The sequence below is a fragment of the Clostridium saccharoperbutylacetonicum N1-4(HMT) genome (genome assembly GCF_000340885.1).
GTDB classification, from domain to species: Bacteria; Bacillota; Clostridia; order Clostridiales; family Clostridiaceae; genus Clostridium; species Clostridium saccharoperbutylacetonicum.
On record NC_020291.1, the window covers coordinates 4,183,667 to 4,199,890 of the forward strand.

At 28.8% G+C, this 16,224-nt stretch carries 18 protein-coding genes; 5 read left to right on the forward strand and 13 right to left on the reverse strand.

Translation table 11 applies throughout. The annotated features are described in order from the left end of the window. The first annotated feature begins 440 nt into the window (after positions 1-440). Positions 441-758, forward strand: a complete 318-nt coding sequence (locus tag CSPA_RS18760; protein ID WP_015393935.1) for a hypothetical protein — start codon at positions 441-443, stop codon at positions 756-758. A 62-nt stretch (positions 759-820) separates the two neighbouring features. Here the strand turns inward: CSPA_RS18760 and CSPA_RS18765 are convergent, their stop codons facing one another. Beyond that, complete coding sequence (locus tag CSPA_RS18765) at positions 821-1,750, reverse strand: ComEC/Rec2 family competence protein (protein WP_015393936.1); 930 nt, start codon at positions 1,748-1,750, stop codon at positions 821-823. A gap of 280 nt (positions 1,751-2,030) precedes the next feature. Here CSPA_RS18765 and CSPA_RS18770 point away from each other — a divergent pair, with 280 nt between their 5' ends. After that, the gene (locus CSPA_RS18770; protein WP_015393937.1) at positions 2,031-2,510 is read left to right on the forward strand and encodes an S-ribosylhomocysteine lyase; all 480 of its coding nucleotides are present in this window, start codon (positions 2,031-2,033) and stop codon (positions 2,508-2,510) included. 175 nt (positions 2,511-2,685) lie between these two features. Here CSPA_RS18770 and CSPA_RS30290 read toward each other — a convergent pair whose 3' ends face one another. The 3 genes from CSPA_RS30290 to CSPA_RS30805 form a co-directional block, all read right to left on the reverse strand. Continuing rightward, positions 2,686-2,853: a hypothetical protein gene (locus CSPA_RS30290; protein ID WP_015393938.1), complete on the reverse strand. Its 168-nt coding sequence runs from the start codon at positions 2,851-2,853 to the stop codon at positions 2,686-2,688. 114 nt (positions 2,854-2,967) lie between these two features. Beyond that, complete coding sequence (locus tag CSPA_RS18775; RefSeq protein WP_015393939.1) at positions 2,968-3,231, reverse strand: TfoX/Sxy family protein; 264 nt, start codon at positions 3,229-3,231, stop codon at positions 2,968-2,970. Between the two features lie 121 nt (positions 3,232-3,352). After that, positions 3,353-3,487 (reverse strand): hypothetical protein, encoded by a 135-nt coding sequence (locus CSPA_RS30805; RefSeq protein WP_015393940.1) that lies wholly within the window; start codon positions 3,485-3,487, stop codon positions 3,353-3,355. Between the two features lie 433 nt (positions 3,488-3,920). On the opposite strand from CSPA_RS30805, the gene CSPA_RS18780 reads away from it, so the two are divergent. Then, a complete protein-coding gene (locus CSPA_RS18780; RefSeq protein ID WP_015393941.1) occupies positions 3,921-5,051 on the forward strand; it encodes a DUF362 domain-containing protein in 1,131 nt (376 codons plus the stop codon). Positions 5,052-5,236: 185 nt separating this feature from the next. Here CSPA_RS18780 and CSPA_RS18785 read toward each other — a convergent pair whose 3' ends face one another. After that, a complete protein-coding gene (locus tag CSPA_RS18785) occupies positions 5,237-5,842 on the reverse strand; it encodes a superoxide dismutase (protein WP_015393942.1) in 606 nt (201 codons plus the stop codon). Between the two features lie 239 nt (positions 5,843-6,081). On the opposite strand from CSPA_RS18785, the gene CSPA_RS18790 reads away from it, so the two are divergent. Then, complete coding sequence (locus CSPA_RS18790; protein WP_015393943.1) at positions 6,082-6,495, forward strand: bacteriohemerythrin; 414 nt, start codon at positions 6,082-6,084, stop codon at positions 6,493-6,495. 440 nt (positions 6,496-6,935) lie between these two features. Here CSPA_RS18790 and CSPA_RS18800 read toward each other — a convergent pair whose 3' ends face one another. Next, positions 6,936-7,403 (reverse strand): hypothetical protein, encoded by a 468-nt coding sequence (locus CSPA_RS18800; RefSeq protein ID WP_015393944.1) that lies wholly within the window; start codon positions 7,401-7,403, stop codon positions 6,936-6,938. 172 nt (positions 7,404-7,575) lie between these two features. On the opposite strand from CSPA_RS18800, the gene CSPA_RS18805 reads away from it, so the two are divergent. Then, positions 7,576-8,157, forward strand: coding sequence for a hypothetical protein (locus CSPA_RS18805; RefSeq protein ID WP_015393945.1), 582 nt, complete (start codon positions 7,576-7,578; stop codon positions 8,155-8,157). 88 nt (positions 8,158-8,245) lie between these two features. On the opposite strand, the gene CSPA_RS18810 is transcribed toward CSPA_RS18805, so the two are convergent. The 7 genes from CSPA_RS18810 to CSPA_RS18840 all read right to left on the reverse strand — a co-directional run bounded on the left by CSPA_RS18810 (position 8,246) and on the right by CSPA_RS18840 (position 15,928). Beyond that, positions 8,246-8,671 carry a response regulator gene (locus tag CSPA_RS18810; RefSeq protein ID WP_015393946.1) on the reverse strand — a complete coding sequence of 142 codons (426 nt, stop codon included), beginning with the start codon at positions 8,669-8,671 and terminating at the stop codon, positions 8,246-8,248. A gap of 49 nt (positions 8,672-8,720) precedes the next feature. Further along, positions 8,721-11,570, reverse strand: a complete 2,850-nt coding sequence (locus CSPA_RS18815) for a response regulator (RefSeq protein ID WP_015393947.1) — start codon at positions 11,568-11,570, stop codon at positions 8,721-8,723. Positions 11,571-11,586: 16 nt separating this feature from the next. Continuing rightward, entirely contained in the window at positions 11,587-12,657 is a 1,071-nt protein-coding gene (locus tag CSPA_RS18820) for an HD-GYP domain-containing protein (protein WP_015393948.1), read from the reverse strand. A gap of 276 nt (positions 12,658-12,933) precedes the next feature. Further along, the gene (locus CSPA_RS18825; protein WP_015393949.1) at positions 12,934-13,818 is read right to left on the reverse strand and encodes a cysteine ABC transporter substrate-binding protein; all 885 of its coding nucleotides are present in this window, start codon (positions 13,816-13,818) and stop codon (positions 12,934-12,936) included. A 26-nt stretch (positions 13,819-13,844) separates the two neighbouring features. After that, positions 13,845-14,594, reverse strand: coding sequence for an amino acid ABC transporter ATP-binding protein (locus tag CSPA_RS18830; RefSeq protein ID WP_015393950.1), 750 nt, complete (start codon positions 14,592-14,594; stop codon positions 13,845-13,847). A 10-nt stretch (positions 14,595-14,604) separates the two neighbouring features. Then, a complete protein-coding gene (locus tag CSPA_RS18835) occupies positions 14,605-15,282 on the reverse strand; it encodes an amino acid ABC transporter permease (protein ID WP_015393951.1) in 678 nt (225 codons plus the stop codon). Further along, the gene (locus tag CSPA_RS18840) at positions 15,263-15,928 is read right to left on the reverse strand and encodes an amino acid ABC transporter permease (RefSeq protein ID WP_015393952.1); all 666 of its coding nucleotides are present in this window, start codon (positions 15,926-15,928) and stop codon (positions 15,263-15,265) included. The genes CSPA_RS18835 and CSPA_RS18840 overlap by 20 nt, the downstream gene beginning before the upstream one ends. Positions 15,929-16,224 lie beyond the last annotated feature (296 nt).

Sequence of the window (16,224 nt, forward strand, 5' to 3'; positions counted from 1 at the left end):
TTCTCTTCCCTCCCATTTTATACCCACATCAATTTGACATTTTTAGTCCATTTTCTATATTATAACATAATTTTATTTTATCAGCAGCAATTACACGCACTATTTATCAAAACTTTTGATATTTTATTCAATCAATTCCATAAAACGACAATATTTTTATAAATGCTGCTAAACATTTATTAAACAATTAAATAATAATCATTTTTATATATTAATTTTTCACTAACTATTTTTATATAGAACTTAAAGTTAAAAAAAATTATATTCTATATATTGAATAAAATTATATTCAAAGTAAAACAATAAATTTTGATAATTAAATTTCTATTGTAAGCTATTAAGGAAAAAATAGTAATGATTTATATTTTTTAATTTTATCTTCTTTCATTAAATAGATATTTATATTAATAACATTAAAATTACGGAAGAGGGATGCTATAATGAAAAAATTCTCAATTCTATTATTTATTTTTATATTTTTCACATTTACTTTTAATATCAATATTGCTTTTTCTGACACAAAATCATTCACACAAGGACTTTATAATTTTACCGACACAGGTTTAGTTACTGGTTCTTCTTATAATATCAAAAACTCTTCTTCTACTGGCAGAGCCGTTGTTATTATTTTTGATTCTAATCAAATGATGCAAGAATTTATACGTCTTGAACCTAATTCTCCTAATTATATTTTAAAACCTCTTGATTATGGTTACATAATTATAATAATTGGTGGAGGTTCTGTGGAATTTTATTAAAATATCTACTTTAGGCCATAAATTGCCACTTATTAAAATGGCAATTTATGATTTAAAACTTTTTAATTTTTCTTAGGATTTCCGGGGATATCTGCTATTTTATCTACTGGTTTTGTATTAAATGTTATTTCATTGCCATCACTTGTAGCAATTATAGTTCCTTCTAAATCAGTTCTAAATACATTAATGTTTTTAGCATTAAGTTTATCTATAGTAACCTTATGGGGATGACCATAATCATTTCCTTTTTCACAGCTAATAACTGCATATTTAGGATTTACTTTTTCAAGAAAAGCTTTTGTTGATGATGAACGACTTCCATGATGTCCCACTTTAATTACATCAGCTTTTATATCTAACTGCTTTTGCAATATCTCACCTTCACTTACTTCTTCAGCATCTCCCATAAAAATGAAACTTGTATTCCCATATTTCAATTTACATACAATAGAATAGTTATTTAAATTTTCATATTGATTATTATTAGGAGCTAAAAATGTTAGAGTAGCATTTCCTATAGTCAATTCATCACTAACTTTTGGTACAGTTAATTTTAGATTTTTTTCTTTTAATGCATTTATCAAGTTTTCAAATGTTTTTGTAGTTGTAGTAACTTTTGGTGAATAAAATTTTCCGATATCAAAGGCTTTAATTACATCATCCATGCTTCCAATGTGATCCTCATGAGGATGTGTTGCAACTACATAATCTAATTTTTTAACGCCAAGTGACTTTAAATAATCTAACGCTTTTCTATCACTAGTTCCTGCATCAATTAATATATTTTTATCTTCAACTTGAATAAATTCACTATCCCCTTGGCCTACATCAATATAATGAATTTTCACCATATTCCCAATTGTTTTTGTTTCAATCATTGTATTTATATCAGTTTTTTCTGTTTGCATGTTCTCATTTTTACTACACGAAATCATAAATATAAATAATACACAAGTTAGTAATATGCTTATAATCCTTTTACTTTTCTGCAATTTTATCCCCCACTTTTTTATAAATCATTTTCATTCTGTCATTAGTAATTATTTCTACATATTTCTACTAATTCCTTTTATACTATATCTATATAAAATAATCATGTAGTATTTTAAGTTATTCTGCTAAATGAAAAACTCTACAAATATTCATATTTAGAAGATTCTATTGATAATAGAATCTTCTAATGCTACAATTTAATAGAAACAAACGTAAAGATAGAATTACTAAATAAAGTAATATAGTTTATTATTTATTAGATACTGAGGAGTGATATTAATGGAAAAGATAGCAAGTTTCACAATTAATCATTTGGATTTACTTCCAGGTGTATATGTTTCAAGACAAGATAAGTTTGGAGATACAGTTCTTACAACTTTTGATATAAGAATGACAAGACCAAATTTCGAACCAGTTATGAATACTGCAGAAATGCACGCTATTGAGCATCTAGCTGCCACATTTTTAAGAAATCATAACGAATATGCTGACAAAACGGTTTATTTTGGTCCAATGGGATGCAGAACTGGTTTTTATCTAATTTTGCATGGTGATTACAAATCAAAAGATATAGTTCCATTACTTACTGAGCTTTATAAATTTATAGCGGAGTTTGAAGGTGATATTCCTGGGGCTTCTGCAAGAGACTGTGGTAATTACTTAGACATGAATCTTCCAATGGCTAAATATTTAGCAAATAAATTTCTTAAGGAAATTTTATTAAATATAAAAGAAGAAAATTTAAATTATCCAGCTTAATATTTTCTTCAAAATCGTATTAGCATACACTTTATGTTAAATACGATTTTTTAATCCATATTTTTAATCATGGACACCTATAACCTTTGGTATTATAAATACAAAAAAGCATTTTCTTGAAGCAAGAAAATGCTTTTTTAAATTTATTAAATATTACATTACTTTTTAATGATATTTATTTACTAATTACTTTTAAATTAGTAACTCTTGCTAAAGTTGGAACATCATCTTCTTCACCGTCTACTACAACAACAGCGCTGTGATCTCCCATTAGCTTAATTACTGTTCCTTGTTTCCCTTTATTATCATTTTCTAAAAATTCAACTCTATCGTTTATTTCCATGATTAATTCCTCCATATTTTCTGCATAATAATTTTGTAACAACTTAATTATACCATACTTTATTAATTTTTTTCATAAATAACATTTGACTTTTAGTAATATTAAGTTATATAACTATATTTCAATTTTATGTTTATTATAAAAATCTTTGAGTTCTGCTTTACGTTCCTTTGATAATTCTGTCTTCTTGATTCCTTGAATTGCTCCTTCAAGTGCTAACAATCTATGAATGCACGCAGATATATCAATTTCTTGTATTCTTAACCATGCATTTTCTGTACCAATATTTTTTAATTCCTCACAAGTAAATATACCAACTTCATTTAACTGTCTTTCAACTTCTTTTCCTATATTAGATAACTTTGATAACTCACCCAAAACGAAACCTCCTCTTAAATTCCTCTCAACTTTTTATTTCACCATATCTTTTAAGTTTGATATAAATATTGCAAAATCTTCTTTTTCTGACTTTGCTGAAAGACCTTGAAAAATAACTTTTTTACAACATCATCAATTTGCCTGGCACATTAACATCCTTTATGTTGACCTTAAACTTTGAACTAATCTTGTGAATGATAAATGCAAAAAACAATATCCCTACTATAAACAATATAACTGGTTGTGCTTGTTCCATATTTTCTCCCCATTTAATTTGTAAACATTATTAATAGTACCATGATCATTTAATTTATACAATATTTTGCTATGGATTAAATTCTACTTATATTAATAAAATGATACTTCAAATTTCATTTAAGGTAAATTTTATCAAAAAAGTAGTGCAAGACTAAAGTCATTAATCACGAATTTAATATTGCAAACAAGAAATTAACTTTTCATTTTAGGGTCTAATTATTAAAAAACTATTGACTTTGAGTTAACTCTAAGTTCTATAATAAAAATGAAACTAAAATTTTAGCAGATATTTTTTCTAAAATATAAGGCTTTAGGCTTTTTTCACTTGGATAATTATTTCTTATTGTTATAATAACTTAAATTATCCTAACATTTAAGTCAGGTTTCGTGATAAATTAAATTAATAACTTTTATACAAGGAGCGATTAAATATGGAAAAATCAAAAGTTTATTTTACTGACTTTCGTACCAAATTAGGAGAGGGACTTCCTACAAAACTAAAGAGATTAATTAAAGATGCAGGTATAAACCAAATTGACATGGATAATAAGTTAGTTGCCATCAAAATGCATTTTGGTGAGCTTGGAAACTTAAGTTATCTTCGCCCAAATTATGCAAGAGCGGTTGCTGATATTGTAAAAGAACTTGGTGGTAAACCATTCCTTACAGATTGTAACACTCTATATCCTGGCAGCCGTAAAAATGCCCTTGAGCATCTTGAATGTGCGTGGGAGAACGGCTTCACTCCTCTTTCAGTAGGATGTCCTGTTATAATAGGTGATGGATTAAAAGGTACTGATGATATTGCAGTTCCTGTAATAGGTGGTGAATATATAAAAGAAGCTAAAATAGGACATGCAATTATGGATGCTGATGTATTTATCAGCCTTACCCACTTCAAAGGACATGAAATGACTGGTTTTGGCGGAACAATCAAAAATATTGGTATGGGATGTGGTTCTCGTGCTGGAAAAAAGGATCAACATATTAACGGTAAGCCACACATTATAGAGGAACAATGTCGAGGCTGTCTAAGATGCCAACGTGAATGTGCTAATAATGGCTTGTTTTTCGATATTGAGAAAAAGAAAATGACAATAAATAAAGAAAACTGTGTTGGTTGTGGTCGTTGTCTTGGTGCATGTAATTTTAATGCAATCGAGTTTGCAAGCTATGCAGCTAATGGAGAGTTAAATTGCCGTATGGCAGAATATACAAAGGCTGTAGTAGATGGTCGTTCTTGCTTTCATATATCTCTTGTCATTGATGTTTCACCAAATTGCGATTGTCACAGCGAAAATGATGCTCCAATCCTTCCGAACCTAGGTATGTTTGCTTCCTTTGATCCATTGGCACTTGATCAAGCATGTGTAGATGCTTGTCTGTCAGCTAAACCTTTACCAAACAGCCAGTTAGCAGATAACATATCTAAGCATGATTTTAAAGATCATCATGATCATTTTACAAATTCTACACCTGAATCTGAATGGCGTACATGTCTTGAACATGCTGATAAAATAGGTCTTGGAACTCGAGAATACGAACTTATCGTTATAAAATAAATCAAGATTAATAAATTCATTCTTTTAAATTTTATAACATAAACAAATTCTTTCATTCTAAAATTCTTCTGAATTATAGGATGAAAGAATTCCACTATAATATATTTCATTAATGCTATAGGATTAAATTTTCATATCTCACTATTTTATTATTTTATATCTAGTTTTACTTCAAAAAAGTTTCCTTATCTTATATATAATTCTTCAATCTTTTTCCAATCAATTATATTCCAAATATTTTTAACATAATCAGGTCTCAAATTTTTATATTTTAAGTAATATGCGTGCTCCCAAACATCTATAGTTAAAATTGGTATTAACCCTTCAATTAAAGGAGAATTTTGATTTAAAGTCTTTTTTACTGATAGTTTTCCGTCTTCATCTTTTACTAACCAACCATACCCAGAACCAAATTGGCTTACTGCAGCATTACTCACCTCTGACTTTAATTTTTCCAAATCTCCAAAAGCGCTATTTATAGCATCTAATAATATACCTTCTGGTTCTTTTTTGGCAGTTGGTGATAAAATAGAAAAATATAAGTTATGATTTGCTACTCCACCACCTTGATCAATTACCCCCTGTCTTATCCTCACCGGTAATTCATTAACATTGGCAAGTAATTGTTCTATAGATTTGCCTTCTGTATATTTCTCATATCCTTTTAAAAGTTCATTTAAATTATCCACATATTTTTGAAGATGCTTGGTATAATGTATTTCCACAGTTTCAGCGTCAATATATGGTTCTAATGAATTATAGGCATATGGTAATTGGATTTTTTCGTACATGCTTCATCTCTCCTATCTAATAAAATTTCATTTTTCCTATTTTATTATAGACTTGAAAAATTTATTTATGCATTATATTTCCAATGCTTTATAATATTTTGAATTTAATAAAAAAATTATAACTCTAATTTACAAAAATCATTAAAAATATTATCTATATATAATTATTAAATGAAGGTTTTTTTTATAATTTGTAGAATATATAACTTAGTTTTAATTATTTTATGGAGGTAAATTTTATGAATTTAACTTGGAATTGCAGTCTATCAATAGGAGTCGATATTATCGATGATCAACATAAGGAGTTAATAAATTTCGTTAACCAATTCTTTTCATCTATAGAGAATGAAAAAAGTAGTGCAGATATAATTAATGCACTAAACTTTCTTGAAGAATATGTAATTAAACATTTTACTGAGGAAGAAGAAATTCAAAAAAAGACAAATTATCCTTTACTTGATATACAACAAATGCAGCACGAAAATTTTAAGAAGGATCTTAAAGAATTCAGAAAGATTTTTGAAGCACATGGAGTATCAACCGTATTGGCTTTAAATATCCATCAAAATTTGGTTGATTGGATTAAAAATCATATAATGAATTTAGATAAAGATTTGGGAGATTTCTTAATTGAGATTGGATATAATAAATAAAGTCTTGTAATAGCTACTGCTATTTCCTTTTGTGTATCCTAACTTGTCCTTTACCATATATTTATTAATTTGAGCTATAGATTTATCTTTTTTCAACAAAATTCAAATATGCGCGTTTGAAAATGATAAAATTATATTAATTATTGTAATAATGCTTATAAATAATAACCTTGAAAGCCTTTTATGTCATATAAATATATTTAATACAATTTGCAATAAAATAAAGATAGAAAACATGAATATAGATTTGAATTTTTTATACATGTTTTCTATTCTTTTAAACAGAACAAAAGTGGCTGCTCCATGCTCTCTTTTAATCACATTTTTACAAGCCATATCATTCTTAAGCGTTAATATAACTGGATTAAAAAAATCGAAATTTTTATACTTTCCTAGACAATAAAAAATAGTTATACAAAAACCTCTCAATTACTTTTGTATTAAAAATAATATTTTTGACTAACCTCTTTTGTAAAACCATAATCTATAATCACAGGATGTCCCTTAATTACTCCCCAACTACTTTTTCTCTCAAGATCACCTAATTCTAAATTATATTCATGTTTAATCTTCTGGAATTCCATTAATTCAAAAAGTTCTATTTCATTTTTCACATTAAAATATTCCCATATATACGAAAGATTATATAGCTTATCTGCTTTTTCCATTATAAGCATACTTGAGTCATTTGATATTTGAATAATTTTTGCAAATAATTTTGATTTATCGCTTTTAGAAATTTTATATTCCGATTTATTTTGAGCAATTCCTGCCATATTCTTAGCAATTTTTACTACATACCCATTTCCTAAATCAAAGACATTCCTGCAAGATCCAGAACCTAAAAATGAATAATATCCTTGTCTTATATTCATCATAATATTATAAAAAACAATCGCCCAATTCATTTTAAACACCTGCTTCACAATAATCTCTTTATATTCATTGGTAAAAAACTATTTTTATTATTTTATTCATTTTGAAGCACATTGGTTCTTTCTCTAATTACAAGTATAAACTCTCCATTAATTTCATTTCTATTTGACTTATGATAAAATTAGACGAAAGGTGGTTTTTAAAATGATATCTTTTATACAAGCAAATTTAAATATATTGATATTTATTTTTCTTTTATTATTGACAATTGATAGTTTTCTTTTACTTAATAAATATAGAAAATACATAGAATCTCTTCCCAACTTAATAATTTCATATGATATTTTCAAAAGTTATTTTATTAATGCTCCGAATTATTATGAAAATAATCTTATAATTGTATACTTGACGTTGAAAAATCTTTCAACTACTTCCCTCGATATTGTAGAAATAAAATTAATTGATGAATCTAATTCATATTCTGCAATTATTCCTGAAGTTAGAGACAAATGTTACAAAAACGAAATTTTACTAATAAATGATGACGAAGCTGACCCTAAAACCATTAACATAAATATTTTATCAGAGAATATTCTTATGAATAAAAATATATCTTCACATAATGATCAAAAAGGTTATGTTGTTTTTGAAAATCTTCCGGAAATAGTTAGTGCAAAAAATTACAAACTTGTTATTGAAGTTTCTGGGAAAACAAAAAAAGCTTTTGAAAAAGATATTACTATAAATCCAATTGATACTGAATTTCATGCAATAAATGAAAAATAAGGTTGGAAAGTTATATTTTCACTATCCAACCTTATTATATGTATGTTTATTTATTTCAACAATATCACACTGATCTTAATTCTTCAAATTAAACCTCTTCAGTGTTCTTTTTTTCAATCGATTCACTAACAATTCCATCTATACTAAATTCATCATCATTTAATGGTAATACGTTCAATAGTTCTTTAGCATTAAATGGTTTTATTAAGTATCCTTTAGCTCCTAAAGCCATGCACCTTTCTTTAACATCCTCATATCCTATTGCAGTAACAACAACTACATGAACTTCTGGATTCATTTTTATCATCTCACTTAGCAAATTCATACCATCCATTCTAAACTCTGACATATTCAAATCAAGAGTCACAATATCTGGCTTTTCATTCTTAAATATTTCTAATGCTTTCCCTGCTGATGCTGCTTCAAAAGATATACATAACCCACCTTTTTCAACAACCTTCCTTACCATCATTCTCATGTAAGACGAATCATCAACTATTAACACCTTTTTCATACTAAAACTCCCTCTTATATATTATATATTATTTTATTTGCTTTATAATTTAATTAAACAATTTTTTCATTTCAGTAAATATACTAACACACTCTTCTATTTCATGCTTTCGAGATTTCTCTTCTAGCTTTATTGCTAATTTATGAATGGAATCTATTCTCAGAGTTCCTGAGGATCCTTTTAATTCATGGGTAAGCCTTGCCATTTTTTCAAAATCTTCATTTTCAATAGCTTCGTCAATACCGGTAAATAAATCAGGTAAACATCTTACATAATCCTCTAAGATTTCTTTTGCATCTTCTTTATCTAGCCCTGAAATTTCAGCAAAATTATCAATATAATCATCTATTATACTATTAAAGTTTATAGTGATTTCTCTAGTTTTAGTATTTGACTCTATCATACTAAACATAAGCTCAAAATTAATAGGTTTACTTATATAATAATCCATACCTGCCTGAATACATTTCTCACTATCGCCTTCCATAGCATTAGCTGTCATTGCAATTATTGTTGTATGCTTTTTTTCTCCTTCAAGTTCCCTTATTCTAGCGGTACTCTCATAACCATCCATAACTGGCATTTGGCAATCCATGAAAACCACATCATAATCTCTTTCTAATACTGCTTTCACTGCTTCACTACCATTTACTGCTATATCACAAGTCATTTCTCTAGATTTTAGTATACCAATAACTATTTTACGATTAATTTCATTATCTTCAACTAATAAAATCTTTGGTTTTAATGAATGCTTAATCTCTTTAACAGTATGCTTTATAACGACTTCTTGTTCTTCTTCATGATCTTCTTCAAGTCCCAATAATATGGCAATACAACTAATTAAGTCGTCCTTTCTAATAGGTTTTGATAGATACGATGAAAAACCATATTCTTTAGCTGCTTTACTATCTACAATTTTAGCTGATGAAGTTAAAAGAATTAATTTTATATCCTTTGCAATTGGTATACTCTTTAATGTGGTTGCTAATTCATATGCTGTCATATCAGACATTCTGTAGTCTACAATAGCAACATCAATTTTATTTTTTGAATTCGAATTTTTAATAACTGTAGTAATTGCATCCCCTGCATCTTTAGCTTCAAATAAGTTAATATCTGCTCCATGAAAATATGATTTTATAGATTCTCTATTATTATCATTACCATCTACAACAAGGATGTTTACTCCCTTAAGTTTTTCAAGATCAAATTTTGGTTCTGAAGATCTTTTGGCTATCTTTAAGTTCACATTAAATTTAAAAGTTGAACCTTTTCCAAATTCGCTTTCAACGTTCATTTCACCATCCATCATTTTTACCAATTCACTCGATATAGCAAGTCCTAATCCAGTTCCACCATACTTTCTTGTAGTAGACGCATCCGCTTGGTTGAATGATTGAAATAACTTATGAATATCTTCCTTACGTATTCCTATTCCTGTGTCTTTTACTTCAAAATAAAGATTAGCCATATCATTTTCTTTCTCTTCATAATCAACAGAAACAGAAATATCACCGCTTTCTGTAAATTTAACCGCATTGCTTATAAGGTTATTTAATATCTGTCTAATCCTTGATGGATCTCCTATAACTTCTTCTGGTACACCATCTTTAATCATTACATAGATTTCAAGTCCTTTTTCAACTGCTTTATGAGAAAGAAGTGAAACTGCATCTTCAATAGTTGTTCTTAAGTTAAATTTAATACTTTCCATTACAAGTTTTTTAGCTTCGATTTTAGAAAAGTCTAATATATCATTTATAATATATAGTAAAATTTCAGATGCTGATTTTGCTTCACGTATGAATTCCTCCTGCTCTAAAGATAGTTCAGTAGTTTGGAGTAATTCAAGGAAACCAAATATTCCATTCATCGGCGTTCTAATTTCATGGGACATGTTAGCTAAAAATTGACTCTTAGCAACATTAGCTGCCTCTGCCTGCTCCTTTGCCTTTAATAATTCTTTTTCAGCCTTACGTTGCTCAGTGATATCCTCAGCTGTACATACAAGGTATTTTGTATTCCCAGCTTCATCCCTATAAGGATTACTATTAATTTGAAGCAGCCTCTTTTCTCCTTTACCATTTTCAAGTTCAATTTCAGTTTTTGAAGGTTCATTCTTTCTAAACAAATCCCAATTGAGCTCAGATAATTTATTGGCAATATCAATGCTAAATATATCGTATAAATCCTGATATTCTAAATCACTTTTGTTTAATCCAAAAAACTCAGCATGAGCTTCATTTACTGTTGCATATGAAGTAATATTCTTTAATGCCCAAATCTGTGATTCGCAATTATTAAGTAAAATAGCTTGCCCATCAAGTATTGATTCATATTCCTTTTCCTTTGTTAATCTCGCTCTTGTATTAGAAAACGCGCGTGAAATATCAGTTAATATTTTGATTTGTTCTTCTTCCCATTGTACACTCTCTGACAGACTTTCATACCCAATAAAACCTATTAATTTATTTTCACTTTTTAATGGAATTATAAGTGCAGCCTTTATGCCTTCATTATTAAAAACTTCAGTTTCAAATACAGCATCCTTTGGAAGTTCCTCAGTACTATTTATTGCAACAAAATCGCTGCTCTTAATTTCACGCATAAGCCATGGAAGGGCATATACCACTTCTTCCTCTTCAACCGTTCTCTTTGGGCGTATACCTTCATTATTCCATTGACATTCTATTTTCATAAAAGTGGGATCTTTAGAAAAATAGTAAATATAAATTCTATCTAAATTAAAAAATGTTCCTACTTCCTCCAAAGAATTTTTCAATCTATTTTGATAATTAATCCAATCTACATCCAAAAATTTATGAAACGTATTATAAATCTGCTTTAGATAGTCATTGGAATAACTAATATTTGTAGTTTTACTCCCATCACCCATACATCTCTCCCCCAATCTAAATATCACAAGTCTTTGCGATAAAAAGAGTTAATTCCTTTAGCAAATCCATTTCATAAGGTTCTAATAATATATTTCCACTTTTATCATATATAATTTTCACCACTGGACGCGTTGGCATTGAGTTATTTTGCCTTACTACAAGCCCTTTTTCATTGGAACTCAATACAACTCCACTTCCAGTTGGAAATGCTGCTATATTCATTGTGAATTTATTTACAATTTCAGCATCAAAATAGACGTTGCTCATTCCAACAAGATATTCTATCGTTTCTGATACTGGTTTTGGTTCATTATTATTCCTACCAGTTATTAAATTATCAAAAACATCACATATAGTTACTAGCTTTGCTATTTGATTTATTTCATCACCTTTTAATTTTAAAGGATAACCACTCCCATCAATTCGTTCATGATGCATTAGTGCTGCCACCTTAACAGTTGCATTCCAGACTTGCTGTTCCCCTAAAAAATCATATCCAACCTTTGGATGCATAACTTCAACATACTTATCTAGCTCATCCTTATCTGTATATTCAGCCAATATCTTCTTATCATTTAATAGTTTTATTTTACCTATATCATGCATTATTGCAGCTGAAGCAATATCTTTAAGCTTTAACATACTATATCCCATATGAGTACCTATTATTGTTGCCAATACACATACATTTACTGAATGAGAATACAAGTTGTTGTCACTTGAACTTATTTCTGACACATTTATCAATACGTTCTTATTTGAAATAATATCTTCAATTACTGAAGTTACAGAATCCATAACACTACTGCTATCAGTTTTACCTTCACGACAATACTTTCCAATCATTTCTTTAACTGCATGTTTGCCCATTTGTCTAGTTTTTTCAGAAATACTTTCTTCAATAACAACATTTTTTGACAAATCATCATCAATATATACTGATTGTATGCCTAATTCTTTGATTCTCTCAATATAATAAGGTCTCAGCTTTACTCCAACACTAAGTAAAACTCTACCACTTTCATCAAAAATTTGTTTTCCTAATATTTCATCACCCTTTAGGCTTGTAACACTTACAACTCTCATCTTATATCCACCTCCAAATGTACTGATTATTTTCCAATTCAACATTTAAAAGTTATTGTAAAAATAAACACATATTATGCTAAAAATGTCATATCCTCTTATTACAATTCCTTAAAGGAGATTACAATTATTAGCTGTCCTCTTTAATAATATTAGCATAATCTTACACTTTTGGCTACTTAAAAAGGCTGTCGAATTTCCCCAAATTATATTCACACGCAATAAAGGATGTGGTTTCAAAATACCCACATCCTTCTTAAAACAATCTTTAGTTTTTTATTGTACTTTTCCACCTTCAACTACAAGACTATCTTCAAATTCTGCCCCATAAACTGATTTTAAAGTTTCATCATAAGCCTTATGAATAAAATTTTCCTTACCTAAAGTTTCAAGTTCTGTATTTACCCAGTCTCTAAGTTCAGTATTTCCCTTAGTTACAGCTGGTGCTATCGTATCTGCACTTCCAAGCGATGCTATGCCAACAGTAAATCCAGGATTTTCTTTAGCCCATGCAATAACTTCTGTATTATCACTTAATATTGCATCCCCACGTTTATCTTTTAATGCTTGGAATATTTCTGAATATTGCTCATATTTCACTAAATCAACATCTGGATGATTTTTTGTCATATAAGTTTCTGCAGTTGTTCCTTTTGCTACGATAATTTTTTTACCTTTTAGCTGATCTTCTGAAGTAATTTTAGCCCCATCCGGTGAAACTACTCCAAGAGATACTTTCATATAAGGATTAGTAAAATCTACTTTTTGTTTTCTCTCATCAGTAACTGTAAAGTTTGCCATTATTATATCTACTTTCTTAGATTCTAAATATGACACTCTGCTAGCAGCATCAACTAAAACAAATTCAACCTTCGATTCATCTCCAAGAAGATCTTTTGCAAATCTCTTAGCAATATAAACATCAAACCCTTGATTTTTTCCATTCGAATCAACATATCCAAATGGGGCTTTATCGCTAAATACTCCTATTTTTATAGTCCCACGTTTTTTTATTTCATCAATTGAACTTGATGATGTAGTGCTTGAATTAGAGTCACCTTTATTTGCACTTGTAGCTGCTGAATTACCGCAACCTGTTAGCCCTCCAATTACTATAGTACTTAAAAGCAATGTTGCCATAATTTTTTTAATTCTTTTCATAATTATTCATCCCCCATTAATAATATTTAATATTGAAATATATTTAGAAAGTGCTTTGCACGTTCAGTCTTTGGATTTGTAAAAAATTCATCTGGTTTTGATTCTTCGCATATTCTACCATTATCCATAAAAATGATTCTATCTGCTACAGCTTCTGCAAACGCCATTTCATGAGTTACTATTACCATAGTCATTCCTTGCATAGCGAGCCCTAAAATAACATCTAAAACTTCTCTAACCATTTCAGGATCTAGAGAGGCAGTTACTTCATCAAATAAAATAATTTCTGGATTCATACACAAGGCTCTAACAATAGCAATTCTCTGCTTTTGACCTCCTGAAAGCTGACGAGGAAACGAGTCCTTTCTGTCTAATAACCCAACTTTATCTAATAGCTGTTCAGCTTGAGCAAGAGCTTCAGTTTTATCTCTTTTCTGAACCTTTAATGGCCCAAGTAGTATGTTTTCTATAACAGTCATATGAGGAAATAATTCGTAGTTTTGAAATACCATTCCTATTTTTTCGTGAATCTTCTGCCATTCTATATTTTTTGCTGTGAAGCTTGTATCCCCAAATTTTATGTCCCCTCCTTGAATTTTCTCAAGGCCATTTAGACAACGTAAAAGTGTACTTTTTCCACACCCTGAAGGTCCTAGAACAACTAAAACTTCACCCTTATGCAGAGTCAAATTAATCCCATTTAATATTTCTTTTTCATCATATTTTTTATGAATATCCTGAATTTCAAGCAAAACAGGACTATTATTCTTATTCATGCAATTCCTCCTAATCATTCCACTTTGCTTCTAATCTCTTTGATATTTTAGATAATGGAAAACATATTATAAAGTATAAGAAAAATATTAAACCATATATCCAAAATGAAGCAGTAGGAAATTGAAATCTAGAGCTTTCAATAATCTGTTGTCCAATTTTAACTACATCTATAACACCTATTAGAACAACAAGTGAAGTAGTTTTGATCATTCTAGTAGCTAGGTTTATAGTTCCTGGTATCATTCTCCTTATAGCTTGAGGTATCAATATATACCTATATAATTGATAGTTATTCATTCCTAGTGCTTTACCTGATTCAATTTGGTGCTTAGGTAGAGATTCTAATGCACCTCTGACTATGTCACCCATCTCTGCTGCTCCCCAAAGCGTAAACACTATAATAGAAACTATCTCACCACTAATATTAATATTTAATGCAGTAGTAACCCCAAAATAAAAGATAAATAACCATACCAGTGTTGGTATTATTCTAAAAGCTTCAAGATAAACTCTATTTACAAAAAGCACTAGCTTAGATTTAGTAGTTCTACTAAGACCAATTAATATTCCTAAAAGCGAACCTAAGATAATAGATATAAAAGCAATTTCTGCTGTGATAAATAAACCTTCAAATAATCGCCCAATATTATTTCCTTGAAAAATAACATTAAATCCCGAATTCTGCATATCGCACCTTCCTTTCAAGCCAAGACAAAATAAATGACAAAGGCAGAATCAAAATGAGATAAACTATCACAAGCATTGCAAGAGCTTCAAAAGTTCTATAATACATTCCGATCAAATCTTTTGTTAAATTGGTAAGATCCATTATAGATATTGCTCCTAATATCGAAGTCTCCTTTAACAAGAATATACAGTTAGCACTTATTGAAGGCATACTAATTGAAAAGGCTTGTGGAATTATTACATATCTTATAAGTTGAAGTTTTGAAAGACCAATACTTGTTCCAGCTTCAATTTGTGTTTTACTTACTGCCTCCAATCCACTTCTAAAAGCTTCCGCCATGTAACTTCCTCCAAGAAAGGCTAGTCCAATTATTGCGCAAGTGCTTTCACTTAATTTCAATCCAAATTTAGGCAATCCAAAATACAAAAAAAATATTTGTACAAGCAATGGAGTATTTCTTGAAAGTTCTATATACGCTTGTACAATCAAATCTATTACCTTAACTTTAAAAAACAATATTATGCTACACATTAATCCTATTATTAACGACAATACTATCCCTAATATAGCTAATTTTAGTGTAAGCCATGCAGCTTTTTCATATAACGGTAAACTAGTAATTACAAAATTCCAGTCAATATTCATTATCTATCACCCTTTAATTTTCAAATCATATAATTCCTGTAGGAATAAATTAATATTATCAACATTATCCTAGTTTGTCAATCGTATTAGTACAAAATGTTTCTGTACTTATTTTTTTATATGATATAAATAGCTAATTGTTACCAATTACATATGAATTCAAAAAATATTTTCCAAAATAAAAAGCTGCTGCTTACACAGTCTTTTTGTCATGCACATGAACAAAAAAGTGGAAGAACTCCTTCATTAAAGAGTTCTCCCACTTTTGATTTAGACCTAAGTCTATTGCCTCAATA

Excerpts from the sequence above, each read along its gene's own strand:
- CSPA_RS18760 (WP_015393935.1), top strand. The coding sequence starts at position 441 with ATGAAAAAATTCTCAATTCTATTATTTATTTTTATATTTTTCACATTT.
- CSPA_RS18770 (WP_015393937.1), top strand. The coding sequence starts at position 2,031 with ATGGAAAAGATAGCAAGTTTCACAATTAATCATTTGGATTTACTTCCA.
- CSPA_RS30290 (WP_015393938.1), bottom strand. The coding sequence starts at position 2,853 with ATGGAAATAAACGATAGAGTTGAATTTTTAGAAAATGATAATAAAGGG.
- CSPA_RS30805 (WP_015393940.1), bottom strand. The coding sequence starts at position 3,487 with ATGGAACAAGCACAACCAGTTATATTGTTTATAGTAGGGATATTGTTT.
- CSPA_RS18780 (WP_015393941.1), top strand. The coding sequence starts at position 3,921 with ATGGAAAAATCAAAAGTTTATTTTACTGACTTTCGTACCAAATTAGGA.
- CSPA_RS18785 (WP_015393942.1), bottom strand. The coding sequence starts at position 5,842 with ATGTACGAAAAAATCCAATTACCATATGCCTATAATTCATTAGAACCA.
- CSPA_RS18790 (WP_015393943.1), top strand. The coding sequence starts at position 6,082 with ATGAATTTAACTTGGAATTGCAGTCTATCAATAGGAGTCGATATTATC.
- CSPA_RS18800 (WP_015393944.1), bottom strand. The coding sequence starts at position 7,403 with ATGAATTGGGCGATTGTTTTTTATAATATTATGATGAATATAAGACAA.
- CSPA_RS18805 (WP_015393945.1), top strand. The coding sequence starts at position 7,576 with ATGATATCTTTTATACAAGCAAATTTAAATATATTGATATTTATTTTT.
- CSPA_RS18810 (WP_015393946.1), bottom strand. The coding sequence starts at position 8,671 with ATGAAAAAGGTGTTAATAGTTGATGATTCGTCTTACATGAGAATGATG.
- CSPA_RS18815 (WP_015393947.1), bottom strand. The coding sequence starts at position 11,570 with ATGGGTGATGGGAGTAAAACTACAAATATTAGTTATTCCAATGACTAT.
- CSPA_RS18820 (WP_015393948.1), bottom strand. The coding sequence starts at position 12,657 with ATGAGAGTTGTAAGTGTTACAAGCCTAAAGGGTGATGAAATATTAGGA.
- CSPA_RS18825 (WP_015393949.1), bottom strand. The coding sequence starts at position 13,818 with ATGAAAAGAATTAAAAAAATTATGGCAACATTGCTTTTAAGTACTATA.
- CSPA_RS18830 (WP_015393950.1), bottom strand. The coding sequence starts at position 14,594 with ATGAATAAGAATAATAGTCCTGTTTTGCTTGAAATTCAGGATATTCAT.
- CSPA_RS18835 (WP_015393951.1), bottom strand. The coding sequence starts at position 15,282 with ATGCAGAATTCGGGATTTAATGTTATTTTTCAAGGAAATAATATTGGG.
- CSPA_RS18840 (WP_015393952.1), bottom strand. The coding sequence starts at position 15,928 with ATGAATATTGACTGGAATTTTGTAATTACTAGTTTACCGTTATATGAA.